Source organism: Komarekiella delphini-convector SJRDD-AB1 (assembly GCF_014831675.1).
Lineage (GTDB): Bacteria > Cyanobacteriota > Cyanobacteriia > Cyanobacteriales > Nostocaceae > Komarekiella.
The window spans coordinates 205,467-223,033 of the sequence record NZ_VJXY01000002.1 but is presented as its reverse complement, the minus strand read 5'-3'; the positions used below and the strand labels follow the sequence as shown (position 1 = coordinate 223,033).

Sequence of the window (17,567 nt, the reverse complement as noted above, 5' to 3'; positions counted from 1 at the left end):
CCAGGGGAATATTGCTGTCTAATTTTTCGGCTATAAATTCCAGTATGATAAATCCGCGCAAATGTTAAATCAGGTTTTTTACGGATATCGATTAATATAGCAGTGCTAAAAAATCTTTTAATTGCTTAGTCCATATCAAAGTATTGGGGTTTAAATTTAAAGTTTTTATAGTGATTATATAAATGTATAAGTGTTTTTCCTTAGCTAACAATGAAACCTAGTAAATACAACTAACAAATGTGTATTTTTGGCTACTTATTAGCAATCTAATTGATTTAGGTTATCAAAACTCATTGCTTAACCAGTTAAGAAACACAAATCAAAATTTTCGTAAATTATTATACGTAACTTAGGATTGTTTACCAGATATTATTATGAACTAGTGCTTGTATCAGTACCTTCAATTCCCAATAGCCACCTTTTTCGCCAACGAGAGGTAGGTTCCAAGGATGAGGCTTGTTGCTCTTGTTGTCGACGCATTGCTATGAGTTCAGCAGAATCGCTCAATTTGGGATCGCGGTAGGGAATTGCAGCGCGAGTTAGCAAATGTTCTTTTTCTGCCTGAGAGAGTGGGTAAGAGGAGGGGGAGACAGGCAAAGGAGCAGAGGGGAAATCCAATGCTTCTCCTGTTGCTCTATTATGGGCTGCTACTGTACCGGGCGATCGCCTTCCCACTGGCAAAGTAGAAGCTATTACCAAGCCAGCTGCCAATAATGCTGTTCGTACAGCAGCAGCACAAGAATAAGTGGCTAGGAAACCGTCTTCATGTAAACACAATGACAGTTGTTGAATAAATTCAACTGTCCATAATTGAGGACATTGAGGTGGTGAAAACGGATCGAGAAAAATCGCATCTGCTTGGAAATCTGACTGACGTACCAATGCAATCGAGCTTCTAGCATCGCCAATTAGTAGTGTTGCTTTCAAGCAAGGTGTTTGCACTTGATGCTCAAAAGCTAATTGGGTCAAAATGCCGGTATGATTGCAGTTCCAATTATCGAACAAATTATGAGCGATCGCAGCTTTTGGCACAGACGGATTCAGTTCTAAACCAATTACTTCAACACAGCAATTAGGATTAATTGCCCAAATAGTCTGTAAAGCCGCCGCTGTATTGTATCCTAGACCATAACAAACGTCGAATAGCCGTAATACAGGTTTATGTGCAGCTGTAGATAGTTGAGTGGGAACTACAAACTTGAAAAAACTCTCCTGCTTAGCTCCATAATGGCTGTGAAAAGATTCGCCAAACTCATTGGAGGTAAAGGTGAATGAACCATCAGCTGTGAGCTTAGGTGTGAAATTATTTTCCAAGTCTGACATTTGACAAATAAAACTGATAATAACAATTCACTGACCCAAGGCTAAAGTACCCGTTAATTTTCCCTACCAGGGCTAAAGCTACTGGGTTTCCAAATACTATCGCAAGGTTTTATGACAAATATCCAATTTGTTGTTTCGCCAACGTGGCTGTTTGAACATCTTGAAGATCCGCAAGTCATCATTGTAGATTGTCGCTTTTCTCTAGCCGATCCACAATTAGGACGACAACAGTACCAAGCGAGCCATATAAAGAATTCCTATTACCTCGATTTGAATCAAGATCTTTCCAGTCCTGTAGGTCAGCATGGCGGGAGACATCCTTTACCTAATCCCAATGATATAGCTAACAAATTATCGGCGATTGGAGTAAATTCCCCAGAAACTTTAGTTGTAGCTTATGATGATTCGCGCTTTGCCTTTGCCGCTCGTCTGTGGTGGCTGTTACGCTATCTAGGACATGAGCAAGTAGCTGTACTGGATGGAGGCTTTGCTGGATGGCAAAAAGCCGGATATCCCATCACAGATGTCCTTCCTAGCCCCAAAATGGGTACATTCGTAGCTCAAGTACAAATAGACAGGGTAGTAGATATTATAGCGGTGAAAAATCGGAAAGATAGTCCAGAGGTAGTGTTGATAGACTCAAGAGAGAGCGATCGCTATCGAGGCGAACGAGAGCCAATTGATAAAATAGCCGGTCATATTCCCGGCGCAGTTAACTATCCCTGGCAAGAAATTACAGACTCCGGTTACTTACTTCCTCAATCAGAGCAACGCCGTCGATGGGAGGAAATAGAAACAGCCGAGGAAATTTTAGTTTATTGCGGTTCTGGTGTAACCGCTTGTGTGAATTTACTTTCTTTGGAACTAGCCGGCATAAGTAAGGGTAAACTTTATGCTGGTAGCTGGAGTGATTGGATTAGTTATATGTAGTCATTTGTAATCATCAAAGAGCAAGAAAAAATGACCAATGACAAATTTAAAACTGACCCAATTCCAAATTGTAATTGACACTAAAGAACCAGCCATCAAAATCAATGTTTTGAGCGGTAGAACTACCTAATGTAACTCCAGCCTGTACATTCATATTTATGGAGTTGGAGATTTGATAATTCAAATGCCCAAATAGCCGATGAAATTGATCTTCTCGCTCGCGCTGCGTAAAGTCAGAGTAGCTAAATTGGTAATCCAGACCAACCTGAAGCGGTTTTTGCAAGTAGTAATTTAAAGAAATCCAAAAGGAATTGATCACGCGATTTCTGCTTTCGGGGTCAGCAAAATTCACACTCAATTCGTAGAAGCTATCTAACGTCAATCTTGAAGTTAGAGGATCTCGCCGTCCCAAAGACAGTTGCAAGGAATTCTCACCTAAGAAGCGATCGCCAGCTTTAAAACTATCTAAGCGATCGCTGTTGTTGGCATAAAATAACTGTTGATTACTCCAACTCACTCTTCCGTACATTCGCTGCGATAGCTGCTGGTAAAGACTGACATTAAATCTTACTTGGTTGTAATTGTATTGTGATTGATCTATGTAACGAATTAGGTTGCCATCAATTGACCCGTTTAAATAAGTCTTAGATCCCAAAGGGAAATATGCAGAGGCTAGTCTTAGTCCAGAAAAAATCAAACCATCTTCAATTGGAGGATCATTGGAGGAAAAAATATTACTTGTCTGAAAGTAGCCAACACGAGCTTGTAGGTAGCCTATAGGTTTAAACTGAGCTAAAGGCTGTTCTGTTGGTGGTGGCAGCTGTTCTAGGGGTCGTGGTCGTAGCCTTAGTCCTAATTCGCGATCGCTATCAGACTCAAGAGGTGGCTGTTTTTGCTCTTGCAACAGTTGCCAGAGTTTCTCTAGTCTTTCAGACTCATTAATCTCAGGAGCATTTAATAGTTGCTCTATTGAGTCAGAAGAAGCAGGGAAGTTGCTTGGCTGTACTTCTAGCTGTGGCAGGTCATCCTGCTCTTGATTACCTCTAGAATTTTCTGTTGGTGCTGGAGTTTGCTCAGTTGTTGGTGGTGTTTGCTGTGTCAGATTTGACGGAATCTGAGAGCGTAAACTCTGTGACTCACTAGACTGCTTGCAAAAAGAGTTAATTGCTTCTTGCTCTAACTGCTGGCATTGCTGATGATTTTGTTTGCTAGCGAAAGATGTTATTTTCGGTGCAAAATTATTGTGATGACGCCATATATTTGTATTTGCTGATTCTGCCGCATCTACTTTAATGCAATAACAGCTTCCACCACTGAATGCTAACAAAATCCAAAAAAACAAACTTTTCCAGATCTTCATTTGCATCTTTGAAGGTGTTGATCGCATCTGGCAGATGTAGACCCACAAGTTGCACTGGAAGTTCCAACTCAGAAAATAAAATTTCTGCCTGACTTTACTGAAATTTAGCCAGTGAGTCACCTTATACAGCTCCTCAACAACTTCTTGTTACGCATACCCACCCTGTGGTTTAGGTAATTAGATAAGGATTATCTGTAAGGTACTCCTCATTTAACTGTTGATATTTAGTATTAACTTTGAAATTTGTCCCAGACTTTATTTCATAGTATGTCAATTTTCGAGTAAAAACTTAAACAAACTAAATATAGTGTATTTATTGTCTATTTTATCTATTAAATGTACACTAAAATGCAGATAAATTTACCCGAAAAAATTTGCTGTAACAGTTATTAGCTGCTTGAACCTTTAATATTAAAATCTATGATTAACTTGTTTGGTATCAGTTGAAGTTCATAAGTTCCCAAACAAACTATGTTTCATAAATCGTTTCCACTGTTAATTATTGGTTTTTGGGGAATTGTAGTGCTGCCTTTGTCAAATCGGGCAAGTGCCATAACTCCTCTGACAAGAGCTGAGATTCAGAATCTCCGCAATTTAGTGCAACTGATACCCAGAGATAACCTAAAGAAGCGTCCCGCACGCAAATTAGATGCAATGATTCCTGGGGATGGGCTGTCAACTGGTCGAGCTTCTCTAGCAGACTTGCGTTTCAATGATGGCTCTTTGGCAAGGATTGGAGAACAAGCGGTATTTCAATTTTTGCCAAAGACTCGCGATTTTAGACTCTCAAACGGGACTGTACTGTTGCTCATCCCACCTGGAAGAGGGCAAACGCGTATACAAACACCGAGTGCAGCAGCAGCGATTCGTGGTTCAGCATTATTTGTGCGCCACAACCAACAAACAGACACCACAATTGTGGGTGCGCTGACAAATAGTGGCATTGAAGTTTCTAATAAAGAAGCTTCTCAAACTCAAGTGCTGGAAGCAGGGCAGATGATAGTTATAGTTAAAGGTAAATTTCAAAGCTTATATGATTTTGATCTGAAAAATTTTTATGAAACGAGCGAGCTAGTTCGGGAACTTGATTTGAATAGACAAAATCCCACATCTACGCCTGATCCTGCCATCACTAGTGTTCAAGCCGAAACTACTGCGGCTTTAAAAGCACAGCCACCCATAACAGGCGAGGGAGTAATTGAAAATCCTTCTTTTGTACAGTTAACTACTAGTCCTTCAAACTCGCCCAGTAAAGACGTTATCACAAACAATTCTTCAGCCAATTCCTCAGAGAAAACAGGACAAGCCTCGACAAATACTGACCAGCAAAGCACAACAAATGGTAACGGCAACGTAAATACTCCGAAAAATAACGTTGGTGTTGATTCTAGTAGAACTTCAACAACACCTCAAAACTCTTCAGCAGAAAATCCGACAAACCAAAACTCACAAAATAACACATCACCCGTTAAAAATCCCACCAATAACACACCTGTCGAAAAGCCAACTGGCAACACACCTGCTAAAAATCCCAGCGATAACACACCCGTCGAAAAGCCAACTGGCAACACACCTGTCGAAAAGCCAACTGGCAACACACCTGTCGAAAAGCCAACTGGCAACACACCTGCTAAAAATCCCACCGACAACACACCCGTCGAGAAGCCAACTGACAATACACCCGTCGAGAAGCCAACTGACAACACACCCGTTGAGAAACCAACTGACAATACACCCGCTAAAAATCCCACCGACAACACACCCGTCGAGAAACCAACTGACAATACACCCGCTAAAAATCCCACCGACAACACACCCGTCGAGAAACCAACTGACAATACACCTGTTAAAAATCCCACTGACAACACACCCGTCGAGAAGCCAACTGACAATACACCCGTCGAGAAGCCAACTGACAACACACCCGTTGAGAAACCAACTGACAGCACACCCGTCGAGAAACCAACTGACAACACACCACCCATCAATAATTAAACTGATTCTCCAAATATATAAAACTGCTAAGGTAGTCTGTAATAGAGCTCCTCATCAGTTAATTTCTCTTTGTAAAGGACAAGGAGACAGCCTGAGCCTGCTTCTTTTACTACTAAAACTTTATTTCTTAAACACAGATGGAGTGCAAATTACACCCAACACTAGAAGCGGAAATATGACAAGTGTTAAGCTGTTCTTGCTTTGATTTGTATTCTGGCTATTGACTGAATGTTCACTGAGATTGCGTTTCTTCATTGTGAATTTCTGAGCTACTATCTCTACTAAAGTAAAAGCAAAAAGTAAGATTCACGACTGACAGGAGAGCATCTGCTAACGCTAGATTAAATCAAGGACAGGATTTGCAAAGGATTCAGCGGATATCCTTTGTAGTTCAATTAAGTTCTCTGTGTAATACTAATTCCAGAAAAGAATGAAACAGATGCTTAGGTTGGGTTTCACTTAGTTCAACCCAACAATTACAAGACTTTGAGGCGTTGGGTTTCGTACCTTAACCCAACCTACATCCGCATCAGATTTTTCGTGAAATGGTATAAGTTCCCAGGAACCAACTTGTTGCTAATAGAGATAAATAAATTATGACTTTTGATTACGACCTGTTTGTAATTGGTGCTGGTTCTGGGGGTTTGGCAGCTTCCAAACGAGCGGCTAGCTACGGGGCTAAAGTGGCGATCGCCGAAAACGACTTAGTTGGCGGTACTTGTGTGATTCGTGGTTGTGTTCCCAAAAAACTCATGGTCTATGGCTCTCACTTTCCCGCATTATTCGATGATGCCGCAGGTTATGGCTGGAAAGTGGGTAATGCAGAATTGGACTGGGAACATTTCATTACATCTATAGATAGAGAAGTTCGACGACTGTCGCAGCTACACATAAGCTTTTTAGAAAAAGCAGGAGTCGAACTAATTCCCAATCGCGCTAGTCTGGTAGACCCTCATACCGTAGAAGTTGATGGACGCAAAGTGACAGCGGACAAAATTTTAATTGCTGTTGGCGGGCGTCCTGTGAAACCAGATTTATCAGGTATGGAATATGGAATTACCTCTAACGAAATTTTTCATCTCAAAGAACAGCCGAAACATATAGTCATTATTGGCGCTGGTTATATCGGCACGGAATTTGCTTGTATCATGCGCGGTTTGGGTTCTCAGGTGACGCAGATTACTAGAGGTGAAAAAATTTTGAAGGGGTTTGATGAGGACATCCGTACCGGAATTGAAGAAGGTATGACGAACCACGGAATTCAGTTGATCAAGAACAATGTGGTAAAAGCAGTTGAACGCGTGCCGGAAGGGTTGAAACTGACTTTATCTCAAGCAGACCAACAACCAGTAATTGCCGATGTGTTTTTAGTAGCGACTGGTCGGATTCCCAATGTAGATGGACTAGGTTTGGAAAATGCTGGAGTAGATGTCGTCCCTAGCTCCGTCGAAGGGCCTGGCTATAAAACCATGAATGCGATCGCAGTCAATGAATATAGTCAAACTAGTCAACCGCATATCTTTGCCGTGGGCGATGTCACTGATCGCTTAAATTTAACTCCTGTGGCCATTGGTGAAGGTCGCGCCTTTGCTGATAGCGAATTCGGAACTAACCGCCGCGTATTCAGTCACGAAACTGTTCCAACAGCCATATTTTCCACACCCGAAGCCGCTACAGTCGGGTTGACAGAAGTGCAAGCACGAGAACAACTTGGCGATGCTGTAAAAATATATAGCACTCGCTTCCGCCCCATGTACCACAGTTTGACTGGGAAACAAGAGAAAATAATGATGAAATTGGTGGTTGATAGCAACACCGATAAAGTACTGGGCGCTCACATGGTTGGAGAAAGTGCAGCTGAGATAATACAAGGGGTAGCGATCGCAGTCAAAATGGGCGCAACCAAAAAAGACTTTGATGCTACCGTTGGTATCCATCCCTCAGCAGCAGAAGAATTCGTCACATTACGTTAAGAACGAGGTCATTAGTTTTTTGTCATTTGTCCTTTGAAATCACAAATGACAAATGACAAAGGACAACCCTCACAAGAAAGCTTGATGAAAACCAAGTTCGTATATCTTCATGGCTTTGCTTCCAGTCCTAAATCTGCTAAAGCACAAGATATAGGCGATCACTTTGCCCAAATTCAAACAAACCTAAAAATTCCTGATCTTAACGCTAGCGATTTTTCTCATCTGACAATCACTCGTCAACTAACACAAGTAGCCGCAGAATTCAGTAATGATAGTGCATCTGTAGTACTGATTGGCTCAAGTTTGGGCGGTTTGACAGCTGCTCATTTAGGAGAGCAATATTTACAAGTACAACGTTTAGTCTTGCTAGCACCAGCCTTTGGATTTCTATCTCATTGGTTGCCCAAGTTAACAGATGAAGAGGTGAAGCGTTGGCAAAGGGAAAAATATCTCATGATCTACCACTATGGGGAGGGGCGATCACTGCCCCTAAGTTACGATTTCGTTAAAGACGCTGCTCAATACCAAGAGGAACTTTTGCAACGTCCTATCCCTACCCTTATTCTGCATGGAAAGCATGATGAAGTCATCCCTATTGAAGCTAGTCGTGATTTTGCGCGATCGCGTCCTTGGGTGGAATTAGTAGAACTAGAGGATAATCATGCTTTGGGTAATGTTATGGAAGAGATCTGGCAAGCAATTCGCCTCTTCTGCCAATTACCTTGAAGCTGTAAAATATTAAACTCTTACTTGTCATTTGTTGAATAACCAATGACAAATGACAAATTACTAATAACAAATTACTAAAATTATGCTTCCATTCATCCGATCAGATTTAACTAAGCTACACGCGTATAAACCTCACCCCAGCAGTGATACAGCCGGAGCTGTTCCCACGCAGTTTGATCGGCTGGATACAAATGAAAGTCCCTATGATTTGCCACCTGAATTAAAAGAAAAACTAGTCTGGACGTATCAGCAAGTAATTGAAACAAATCGTTATCCTGATGGCGGACACGAGACACTCAAAGATGCGATCGCCGAGTACGTCAATGAGTCAGCGACCCTTTCACCATCCCTGTTCACTTCTGCCAATATTTCTGTGGGCAATGGTTCAGATGAACTGATTCGCTCCTTATTAATCGCCACCTGTCTTAAAGGAGAAGGCTGCATTCTAGTTGCCAACCCTACTTTCTCTATGTACGGAATTTTGGCACAAACTTTAGGCATCCCTGTAGTAGCGGTGGACAGAAATGAAGAAAATTTTGAAATTGATTTAAAAGCTGCACAGTCTGCCATCGAACAAATTCAAAATCCTCCCATTCGAGTGGTTTTTGTAGTACATCCCAATTCTCCAACTGCCAACAGCTTAACCATGGCAGAGTTAACATGGTTAAAAAATCTGAGCGAGGATATTTTAGTAGTAATTGATGAGGCTTACTTTGAATTCAGTCAAAATACCCTAGTTAGTGAATTAGCACATCATCCTAACTGGATTATACTACGTACTTTTTCTAAAGCTTTCCGATTGGCAGCCCTTCGCGTTGGCTATTGCGTTGCTCATCCAGAAGCGATCGCCATCTTAGAAAAAGTCCGCTTACCCTACAATCTTCCTAGCTTCTCCATAGCAGCAGCATTAGTTGCTTTGCAAAACCGCACACTCTTACTTGAGACGATTCGCCACACCCTAAATGAACGAGCCAAACTTATCGAAGCTTTATCTCAACATCCAACATTACAAATTGCAGAAAGTACTGCTAACTTTATTTATCTGCGTCTCAAACCAAAAGGTTCTTATCCCCAAGACGCTGCTTTAAAAAAGCTACACCAAAAACTCAGAGAGTATGGCACTCTTGTTCGACAAATTAGCGGAGGATTGCGAATTACTGTCGGGACGACCGAAGAAAATGCTCGCACCTTAAAACGAGTACAAGCTGCTTTGGCAAATCTTGACTCTTAGCGATTCACTCAAGAATTAAACCTGCCATCTAGCTCGTTGCCAAAACGGCGTACTGTTCCGACTGTTTGTGGCAGTACACCCACTAAAAGGGCAAAAGCAACATCCGGCAAATCAGCCACTATTTCTGGTAGGAAATATTGTTCAAATTGATCAAGAATTTTCTGGACTCGCTGCTGGGGCACCGGGTTTTCTGTAATTTGCTTAATTAACCGAATCCACTGTCGTCGAATCAAGTAAGCCTTTTGGCGCTCCTCATTAGATTCAGGAGTTAATAAAAACTGATTAGAAACATTTCCTATGGGCAGTGCCCTATGGCAATCACAATCGTAATCCCCACCCACTGCTGCTCCAGGCCCAGCAAACTCCGCGTGGTAGCGTTTAAAGAGTATTAGTCCATTCCGCTTACGACTATTGACGATGAAAACTTTTCCAGTGTGCAAAAGTGTGAGGATATCCGAGCCTTGCGATTGCTCAGTTCCATCGTGCATGACAAGATGGTCAAGGAAACTGGTGTCAGGGTAGTAAGTTGATAACATAGCAGTTTGATAGCGTCGACGCTTTTCGCTATCCATGTTTTCTCAAACTTTTAATGAATTTTGTAGTAGTATGCACTTCCAAACAGAACTAGATTTTACATCAAATTAAGTTTTTGAGTTTTCTTATTATCAAAATTTTGCAGGATAATTTAACTAAAATGGGAAAAATATAGACGTTGTTCAGTAATTGAGTGATCATATTTTATGAGATTTAACTAGATTTGTCTCCAACTGTATGACTTTTTGTTTAAAGTTTTTATAAAGATGAATATGTTAATTACAAAGTTATTATGAGGTAGATAAAATTTGAAAGTGTGAAATTACGGATATATCCATTATAATATAATTGATTAATTTTTTTATAGAAATTTTTAGTATTAATAAATCTAAAAAATTCAAAACTTGGATACATTTAAAAATAGTAAAATTTTATAAATAAACAAAATCAGATTTTTTTGATATTAGAAATTATTTAGAAATTTAAAAAGTTTATATCAAACTATACTATGTAATATCAAAATAACTTCCACAATTAAATACTCAAAGATGTCTAAAAATTTATATTTAACTTGGAGCTATATTAGCTATTAAACTATCTAATATATATAATTTTTTCTAAAATTTGAAAGTAGTTTATTTTAGACTAAGCAATACTAATAATACAGCATATTTATTGTTATTTAAAGAGAGGTTAATGCAAATTTATGATGAATCAACATAACAAAAAATTATACTACTTGGGTACTCATCTATTCAATATGGACAATAAGTTTTATATCAATTGTGTCACTTAATCTAAATTATAGAAAACATGAATTACCGCCATATAAACTATATGTGATATTGAAAGTATATTCAACTAGATAAATTTATAGTCTAATTACCAATATTTCCGATAATTTTTTTCCTAGATAACTATAATTGTGTAATTTCCAATTCCCACAATATAACTCAGGTAGTTGAATCAGCACTCAAATGCTTGAATAATAGTATTTGACGTGCTCGTCTTAGAAGATATGTATTCCAATTCGATTCAACTTTATGCGTCCGATATCCCAGCTTGAAATAAAGCTGTCTTGCCTGATAATTATTTTCTAACACGTGGAGATATAGGTCTTGAAAACCCCAGTCTTTGGAGAATTTTTCACAGCTAATAAGTAACTCTGAAGCTACACCGTGCCTACGGTATTTTGGATGAACCGCTAAGTTAGACAGATAAGGAAAACTCTTACCAATCTGTGCCCACGAATCACTGAAACGTACATTTAGTTCCACGGTTCCCACTAAGTTATTAGCCTCACCATTAGTAACATCAACGGCAACTAAACAAACTTGATGGGGTGTAGATAACGCTAGGCGATGCCTTAAATCTTCATAAATACCCAAACGTAGTAACGGAAAAGCCCATCCCCATATACCCTTTTGAGAGTGAAAGCTTTCAGTAATGATTTGAGCAACACCAGTCAAATCAGCAGATGTCGCTGCACGGATTTGAAATTGCCTAGAAGTTGGATTAATAACAGATGTAATAGACTGTTGGTGGTATGGATGAAAAAAACAAGATGTCAAGGCTAGTTTAGTATTAATTTTATTCACAAAAATCTTCTCAAATATCCTAAAACGCCGTCTACACCTGGATAAAACTCAAGAGCCGCCCAGGTGATTGAACTGACCTGAGATGCCAATTCACCTTTGATTGTGGATCAAACAAAGTGCAAAACTTTGCTTGGGGTTTTATAACCTGTGTGCCTCAAGGAGCTTTAAGAGTTGCAGTTTCATAAATTTACACTCTTTAGTTCAGGAGGTTCAAGCGCATCCTGGTTTTAGGGTAGAAAAGCAAGCGATGTGTTTAGTACAAAACAAGTTGATAGTTGACAGTGGTAGTAGCTGGATTGAGCAGGTAGAGACATAGTATAACCTGTTAGTAAGCATTGCCTACAAAATTGTTAAGCAAGCACACCCCTCGCAAACCCTGGTTTCAAACCACCTCTAATTACAGTACTGACTTAAATTTATGCAATTAAAACTACATAAAAACAAGCACGCTACTAAGTAGTAGATACAGGCTATATAGGTACTAAGAAAAGAATTTGCAAGGTTATCTTATTCCTAGTACTCAATTTTGCTGATACTAGCACTTGTCCTAATTATAGTTTTGATTGCTAAATTGGAAGGAGGTATTTGTCTAATAGTATACGTTGTCCTTAAATATTATTGTTGTAATATTGCTGACTCTACCATGACTACCACAAATAAAATTTACCAGCAAGTGTTAGTGCAACTGCTGCGAGGGGAAAACTTAATATGCAGCTTCAGCTGGATTTTTCAACCAGCTTTGAGCACTGTATGTAGTATCAGACATTTCTTCTCGGAGGTGAGGGAAAATTTGGCCAGCAAGCATCAACTCTGTAACACTAATGACTATAAAACCAATTGCGCTGCACCAGAGCGAATAGCAATCGGCACAAGCTCTTGAGACAAATTACTGTGAGTAAACGCTTCCACACTCAGCAGTCATGTAGCCAAACAGCCTTATTGGTCAAAATGCTCTGCTCTGGACTGACTCAGAAGCATCCTTACCTGATCAGATTATTCTTTATCCGACTGCCGTTGCTGCAGGAAAGCGGTGCATGAAATCCCAAGCAAACAGTAAGCCTAAAATTTTGGTTGTCGATGACGAACCAGACAACCTTGACTTGCTTTACCGCACTTTCTATCGCGACTATAAGGTGCTAAGGGCAACCTCTGGTCCTGCGGCGCTGGATCTGCTCTCGCAAGAGGGAGAGGTCGCAGTGATCATCTCCGATCAACGAATGCCGATGATGAGCGGTACTGAATTTTTGAGTCTGACAGCGACTCAATATCCAGATATTATCCGGATTATTTTAACTGGCTACACCGATGTTGAAGATCTGGTTGAAGCAATCAACGCTGGTAAAGTATTCAAATATGTTACTAAACCGTGGGAAGCAGAAGAACTTAAAGCAGTAGTACGTCAAGCTTTAGATACTCATAATGTTCTTAAAGCCCGCACTCGTGAACTTACCCGTACACTTCGTCAAGAATCGCTGTTGAACACTGTTACCAACACTATCCGCAGCGCCTTAGACTATCGGCAAATTTTGCAGGCAATTGTGGATACAGTGGGTCATATGTTGGAAGTGGATGTCTGTCTGTTGCGTCCCTTTCAAGATGAGCAATTGGCAGATGAAGGATTCATTTACCAGAAGGCTCTTAAGGAAGAAGCAGGGAGAGAAGAAGATGACACAGATGGGGGAGAAGCAACATCTCCTTCACCCTCCTCATCTTCTTTACTAGCTCAGACAGTGTGGGAAACCCGCGAAGTACAAGTGATTCACGATGTGGTAGGTGATGAGCGTATTCAGGGTGATACTCCCGAATTTCATCAACGTGGTGCTGCTTTTGCTACCGCTAACATTTGTTCCAGTTTAGTTGTGCCACTGATTTGCCAACAAGAATTGATGGCAGTATTAGCATTACACCAGTGTTCTCAGCCACGCTTGTGGGGCGAGGAGGAGGTACAGCTGGTGTTGATGGTAGCGGATCAAGCAGCTCTAGCGTTGTCTCAAGCCTATGCTTACGAGCAAGTACGGGCCCTTGCCAAACGAGAGAGCTTGATTAATACAATTACTAGCGCGATTCGCTCTAGCCTAAATCCTCAAGATATCTTTGCAGCTATTACACAACAACTAGGACAAGCCTTACAAGTTGATGGCTGCATCTTGTCTTTGTGGACAGAGGAAGATGAGTTCGTCCAGTGTGTAGGCTTGTATGACAACTCTTCAAATTCACAGGATTCTCTGGAAAAAGTCCAGGAAAAGCACATAAGTAGCAATAAACACGACTCCAGTCAGCAATTACCCGATTACCAAGCACCAATTAAGGATAATCCAATCCTGCAAGAATTATTGCGAACACATGAACCAGTGGTAATTGCTGATATGAGCTATTCATCCTTGGAAATCCAGGATTTTGATTTGCCTTTAAAAATGCCAGCACGATCGCTAATGGTTGTCCCATTATTAGCTGATGGTAAATGCATCGGTAGTATCACCCTGCGTGAAGGCAATAACGCCCGTCGATGGCTATTATCTGATGTTGATCTGGCGAAAGCCGTAGCAGCTCAAGCGGCGATCGCTGTGCAGCAGTCACGCTTATACCAAAAGACTCGCCAGCAAGCTGAACGCTTGTTGGAATTAGACAAACAAAAAACCGAATTTTTCCAAAATATCTCCCATGAGTTCCGCACTCCCATAACTTTGATTCAAGGGCCTTTAGAGTCAGTGGTGGCAAGTGGTGAGGGGTTATCTTACTCGCAAAGTGCGATCGCCCTGCGTAACTCCCGCCGCCTCCTACGGCTGGTAAATCAATTGCTAGATCTACAACGCCTGGATGCAGGGAGAATGCAGCCTAGTTTCCACCCCTGCGATTTAGTCGAATTTGTCAGTCAAATTGTTGAGTCGTTTCGCCCCTATTGCGAAAAAAAGGGACTGCATCTCGATACTCAGTTGGGTGAATGTCCAACAGTGTACTTGGATATGGAAAAATTTGACAAAGTAGTTTACAACCTTCTGTCGAATGCTATGAAGTTTACACCCGAAGGGGGTACGCTCAGCGTCAGACTACAATCTGAAGATGACCGTTGTATATTACAAGTACAAGACACTGGAATTGGCATTGTTCAAGAACAAATTCCCCATCTATTTGAGCGCTTCCGCCAAGCTGAAGGCTCAGCAAATCGCTCCTATGAAGGCAGTGGTTTAGGTTTGGCTTTAGTTAAAGAATTGGTGGAATTGCATGGTGGTAAAGTAACCGTAGAATCAGTTTATGGACAAGGTACTACCTTTACCTTATGCCTATTCACTGGTAGTGCTCACTTACCCGTACAGCAAATACTAGAAACGCCTTGTGAATTAAATACGAGCCGCGCTAGCGTAGAATTAGCTGATTTAGAATTAGTAGAGCCAACAATAGACAATATTGAAAGTATAACCAAAGAGTTATTACCTAGCTCAAGCACTCAGGGCTTGCATGAGCATAATAATGTTCTAACCCTAAGTAATGGGCACTCAATTTTGGTCGTAGACGATAATCCGGATCTACGAGCTTATGTATCTGATATTCTCCGCCGCAATGGCTATCAAGTGCAGACAGCTCGTAACGGTTACGAAGGGTACGGTATATCTCAAGAAATTTTACCCAGCTTGATTGTTACTGACTTAATGATGCCTTTGGTGAGCGGACTGGAGATGATTCGGATGATTCGCAATGAGCAGAAGTTAAAAGGTACACCAATCATTCTGCTTACAGCCAAAGTTGATGAGGAAACTCGCATTGAAGGTACTGAACATGGCGCGGATGCTTATTTAGCAAAACCATTTAATGACCGGGAACTTCTAGCAGAAGTTCGGAATCTTTTAGCCTTAAAGGAAAATGAACGTCGGATTTTGGAGTTAAATACTTATCTGACAGAATCGGTGCTCAAACGCTTCTTGCCATCTGTATTGGTGCAAAAAGCCGCAGCCGGAGATCTAACGCTAGATTTGCGCCCAGAACCACGTTTGATTACAGTTTTATTTAGTGACATTGTTGGCTTTACGCAGCTAGCAAATACTCTCAGATCTCGGCGAGTGGCAGAGTTACTGAATGAATATTTAGAAGCTATGACTAAGGTTGTATTTGACAATGGCGGCACTGTCGATAAATTTATGGGAGATGCTATCTTAGCTTTATACGGAGCTCCGGAAGAACTAACCCCGAATGAACAGGTGCGGCGTGCCATTAATACAGCAAGAGCAATGCACCGCTCATTAGCTCCATTGAACCAGCGCTGGCGAGAGCAAGGTGTATTCGACGGCGATAAACTTACTAGCGTACAGTTCCGCTGTGGCATTCATCAAGGTACGGCTGTTGTAGGTATGTTTGGTAGCGCTGAACGTGCTGATTACACAGCTATTGGCCCAAGTGTAAATATTGCTGCTAGGTTGCAATCTGCTGCTGTTCCCGGTACTATCCTGGTTTCTGCTGCTGTGGCAGATTATTTGCAAGAAGAAGAAATTACTAAAGGTAGTCCGCTAGAACTAAAAGGAGTTGATGAAACAGTTCTAACCTTTGCTGTTACACCAGAGCTAATGGCTAATCGCTAAAATTCAGCAAGCTGGATTTGAAGCATTAGCAATGTGTAAGAGTGCCAAATCATATCCAGTTTTAAATATAATATGACACCATCGGTTGCAGACAAAACTCCAATTCCAGCCAAGGTCTGGAGGCGACACACCGATCCACCAGGTTTGTGGATTGCCGTCGTTATAGGTTCAGTCTCTCTGCACTTGCTGGCGTTCTGGCTAATCCGCTCATCTCAGTTTAGCCGCTTGTGGCAGCAAGAGAACAAAGCCACTATTCCGATTGAAGTTGTAGAGATTTCTTCTCAGACACCAAGAGCAAGAAAAGTTACTTCTAAACCAAAACCAGTCTCGCCTAGGCGACCATCCACAACTCAAAAGCTACGAGCTGCAAATTCACCAAAGCAAGTAGTTCCAAAAGATAACTTAACAGCAAAAATTACTCCTAGTACTCAAGATAGAAGTGCAATAGCTTTTGCTAAAAATAAAAAAGCGATCGCTGAGCAACTCCAACGTCAGCAAGCTGAACAACTCCAACGCCAGCAGGCGGAGCAACTTCAACGTCAACAAGCGGAGCAACTCCAACGTCAGCAGGCTGAGCAACTCCAACGTCAGCAGGCTGAGCAACTTCAACGCGAGCAAGCTGAGCAACTTCAACGTCAGCAAGCTGAACAACTTCAACGTCAACAAGCGGAGCAACTTCAACGTCAGCAAGCGGAGCAACTTCAACGTCAGCAAGCGGAGCAACTTCAACGTCAGCAAGCTGAACAACTTCAACGTCAACAAGCGGAGCAACTTCAACGTCAGCAAGCTGAGCAACTTCAACGTCAGCAAGCGGAGCAACTTCAACGCCAGCAAGCTGAGCAACTTCAACGCCAGCAAGCTGAACAAACTAATACCCAAGGAGCATCCTCGCAAACCTCTAATGCTCCTATTGGAAGTCTCTTAGCGAGTTTGGTGGGGGAACCTCAACAGGTAGACAGGGATAGACATAATAACCCAGCTAGAATCAAAATAAGTGACGAGCCATTTCCCAAAGGACTCGAATATGTAAAGTTTATTGAAAGGAAACCTGGTCAGCCTGTAGAATTCACGGTGATATTAACAATTTCTGAAAAGGGCAAACTTGAGAAGATTGATATTGAAGATGAGGGAGTACCAGAAGACGAAAGAAGCTACTATGAAGACTTCGTTGCTGATCAAGTTTTCAAAGGCTGGGAATTTGAACCTGCATACGATAACGATCCAAATGATCCAAAGCCTAGCAATCTGATGGTACGTATCAGAATAGAACCTCTCCCTTGATAACTAAATGCTTGAATTTTATTTAAAACTGTGTTAAATTTA

11 protein-coding genes are annotated in these 17,567 nt (G+C 41.2%); 7 read left to right on the top strand and 4 right to left on the bottom strand.

The features are described 5' to 3' along the window. Positions 1 to 372 precede the first annotated feature (372 nt). The gene (locus FNW02_RS03710) at positions 373 to 1,323 is read right to left on the bottom strand and encodes a tRNA (5-methylaminomethyl-2-thiouridine)(34)-methyltransferase MnmD (protein WP_191756232.1); all 951 of its coding nucleotides are present in this window, start codon (positions 1,321 to 1,323) and stop codon (positions 373 to 375) included. 111 nt (positions 1,324 to 1,434) lie between these two features. Between FNW02_RS03710 and FNW02_RS03705 the strand changes: the two genes are divergently transcribed. Further along, entirely contained in the window at positions 1,435 to 2,253 is an 819-nt protein-coding gene (locus FNW02_RS03705; protein WP_191756231.1) for a sulfurtransferase, read from the top strand. Between the two features lie 46 nt (positions 2,254 to 2,299). Here the strand turns inward: FNW02_RS03705 and FNW02_RS03700 are convergent, their stop codons facing one another. Next, positions 2,300 to 3,619: a porin family protein gene (locus tag FNW02_RS03700; RefSeq protein WP_191756230.1), complete on the bottom strand. Its 1,320-nt coding sequence runs from the start codon at positions 3,617 to 3,619 to the stop codon at positions 2,300 to 2,302. A 465-nt stretch (positions 3,620 to 4,084) separates the two neighbouring features. Between FNW02_RS03700 and FNW02_RS39460 the strand changes: the two genes are divergently transcribed. The 4 genes from FNW02_RS39460 (at position 4,085) to FNW02_RS03680 (ending at position 9,541) form a co-directional block, all read left to right on the top strand. Beyond that, on the top strand, positions 4,085 to 5,608 hold the full coding sequence (locus FNW02_RS39460) for a FecR domain-containing protein (RefSeq protein ID WP_191756229.1): 1,524 nt from the start codon (positions 4,085 to 4,087) through the stop codon (positions 5,606 to 5,608). A gap of 596 nt (positions 5,609 to 6,204) precedes the next feature. After that, entirely contained in the window at positions 6,205 to 7,581 is a 1,377-nt protein-coding gene (gene gor / locus FNW02_RS03690) for a glutathione-disulfide reductase (protein ID WP_191756228.1), read from the top strand. 45 nt (positions 7,582 to 7,626) lie between these two features. After that, positions 7,627 to 8,307, top strand: coding sequence for a YqiA/YcfP family alpha/beta fold hydrolase (locus FNW02_RS03685; RefSeq protein ID WP_431356787.1), 681 nt, complete (start codon positions 7,627 to 7,629; stop codon positions 8,305 to 8,307). Positions 8,308 to 8,392: 85 nt separating this feature from the next. Further along, positions 8,393 to 9,541 carry a histidinol-phosphate transaminase gene (locus FNW02_RS03680; RefSeq protein ID WP_191756227.1) on the top strand — a complete coding sequence of 383 codons (1,149 nt, stop codon included), beginning with the start codon at positions 8,393 to 8,395 and terminating at the stop codon, positions 9,539 to 9,541. An 8-nt stretch (positions 9,542 to 9,549) separates the two neighbouring features. Here FNW02_RS03680 and FNW02_RS03675 read toward each other — a convergent pair whose 3' ends face one another. Continuing rightward, complete coding sequence (locus tag FNW02_RS03675) at positions 9,550 to 10,113, bottom strand: hypothetical protein (RefSeq protein WP_191756226.1); 564 nt, start codon at positions 10,111 to 10,113, stop codon at positions 9,550 to 9,552. 915 nt (positions 10,114 to 11,028) lie between these two features. Further along, on the bottom strand, positions 11,029 to 11,673 hold the full coding sequence (locus tag FNW02_RS03670) for a GNAT family N-acetyltransferase (protein WP_348535357.1): 645 nt from the start codon (positions 11,671 to 11,673) through the stop codon (positions 11,029 to 11,031). Positions 11,674 to 12,707: 1,034 nt separating this feature from the next. Here FNW02_RS03670 and FNW02_RS03665 point away from each other — a divergent pair. Both FNW02_RS03665 and FNW02_RS03660 read left to right on the top strand, forming a co-directional pair. Beyond that, positions 12,708 to 16,244 carry a response regulator gene (locus tag FNW02_RS03665; protein ID WP_191756225.1) on the top strand — a complete coding sequence of 1,179 codons (3,537 nt, stop codon included), beginning with the start codon at positions 12,708 to 12,710 and terminating at the stop codon, positions 16,242 to 16,244. Positions 16,245 to 16,316: 72 nt separating this feature from the next. Further along, positions 16,317 to 17,525 carry a hypothetical protein gene (locus FNW02_RS03660; protein ID WP_191756224.1) on the top strand — a complete coding sequence of 403 codons (1,209 nt, stop codon included), beginning with the start codon at positions 16,317 to 16,319 and terminating at the stop codon, positions 17,523 to 17,525. Positions 17,526 to 17,567 lie beyond the last annotated feature (42 nt).

Excerpts from the sequence above, each read along its gene's own strand:
- FNW02_RS03710 (WP_191756232.1), bottom strand. The coding sequence starts at position 1,323 with ATGTCAGACTTGGAAAATAATTTCACACCTAAGCTCACAGCTGATGGT.
- FNW02_RS03705 (WP_191756231.1), top strand. The coding sequence starts at position 1,435 with ATGACAAATATCCAATTTGTTGTTTCGCCAACGTGGCTGTTTGAACAT.
- FNW02_RS03700 (WP_191756230.1), bottom strand. The coding sequence starts at position 3,619 with ATGCAAATGAAGATCTGGAAAAGTTTGTTTTTTTGGATTTTGTTAGCA.
- FNW02_RS39460 (WP_191756229.1), top strand. The coding sequence starts at position 4,085 with ATGTTTCATAAATCGTTTCCACTGTTAATTATTGGTTTTTGGGGAATT.
- gor (WP_191756228.1), top strand. The coding sequence starts at position 6,205 with ATGACTTTTGATTACGACCTGTTTGTAATTGGTGCTGGTTCTGGGGGT.
- FNW02_RS03685 (WP_431356787.1), top strand. The coding sequence starts at position 7,627 with ATGACAAATGACAAAGGACAACCCTCACAAGAAAGCTTGATGAAAACC.
- FNW02_RS03680 (WP_191756227.1), top strand. The coding sequence starts at position 8,393 with ATGCTTCCATTCATCCGATCAGATTTAACTAAGCTACACGCGTATAAA.
- FNW02_RS03675 (WP_191756226.1), bottom strand. The coding sequence starts at position 10,113 with ATGGATAGCGAAAAGCGTCGACGCTATCAAACTGCTATGTTATCAACT.
- FNW02_RS03665 (WP_191756225.1), top strand. The coding sequence starts at position 12,708 with ATGAAATCCCAAGCAAACAGTAAGCCTAAAATTTTGGTTGTCGATGAC.
- FNW02_RS03660 (WP_191756224.1), top strand. The coding sequence starts at position 16,317 with ATGACACCATCGGTTGCAGACAAAACTCCAATTCCAGCCAAGGTCTGG.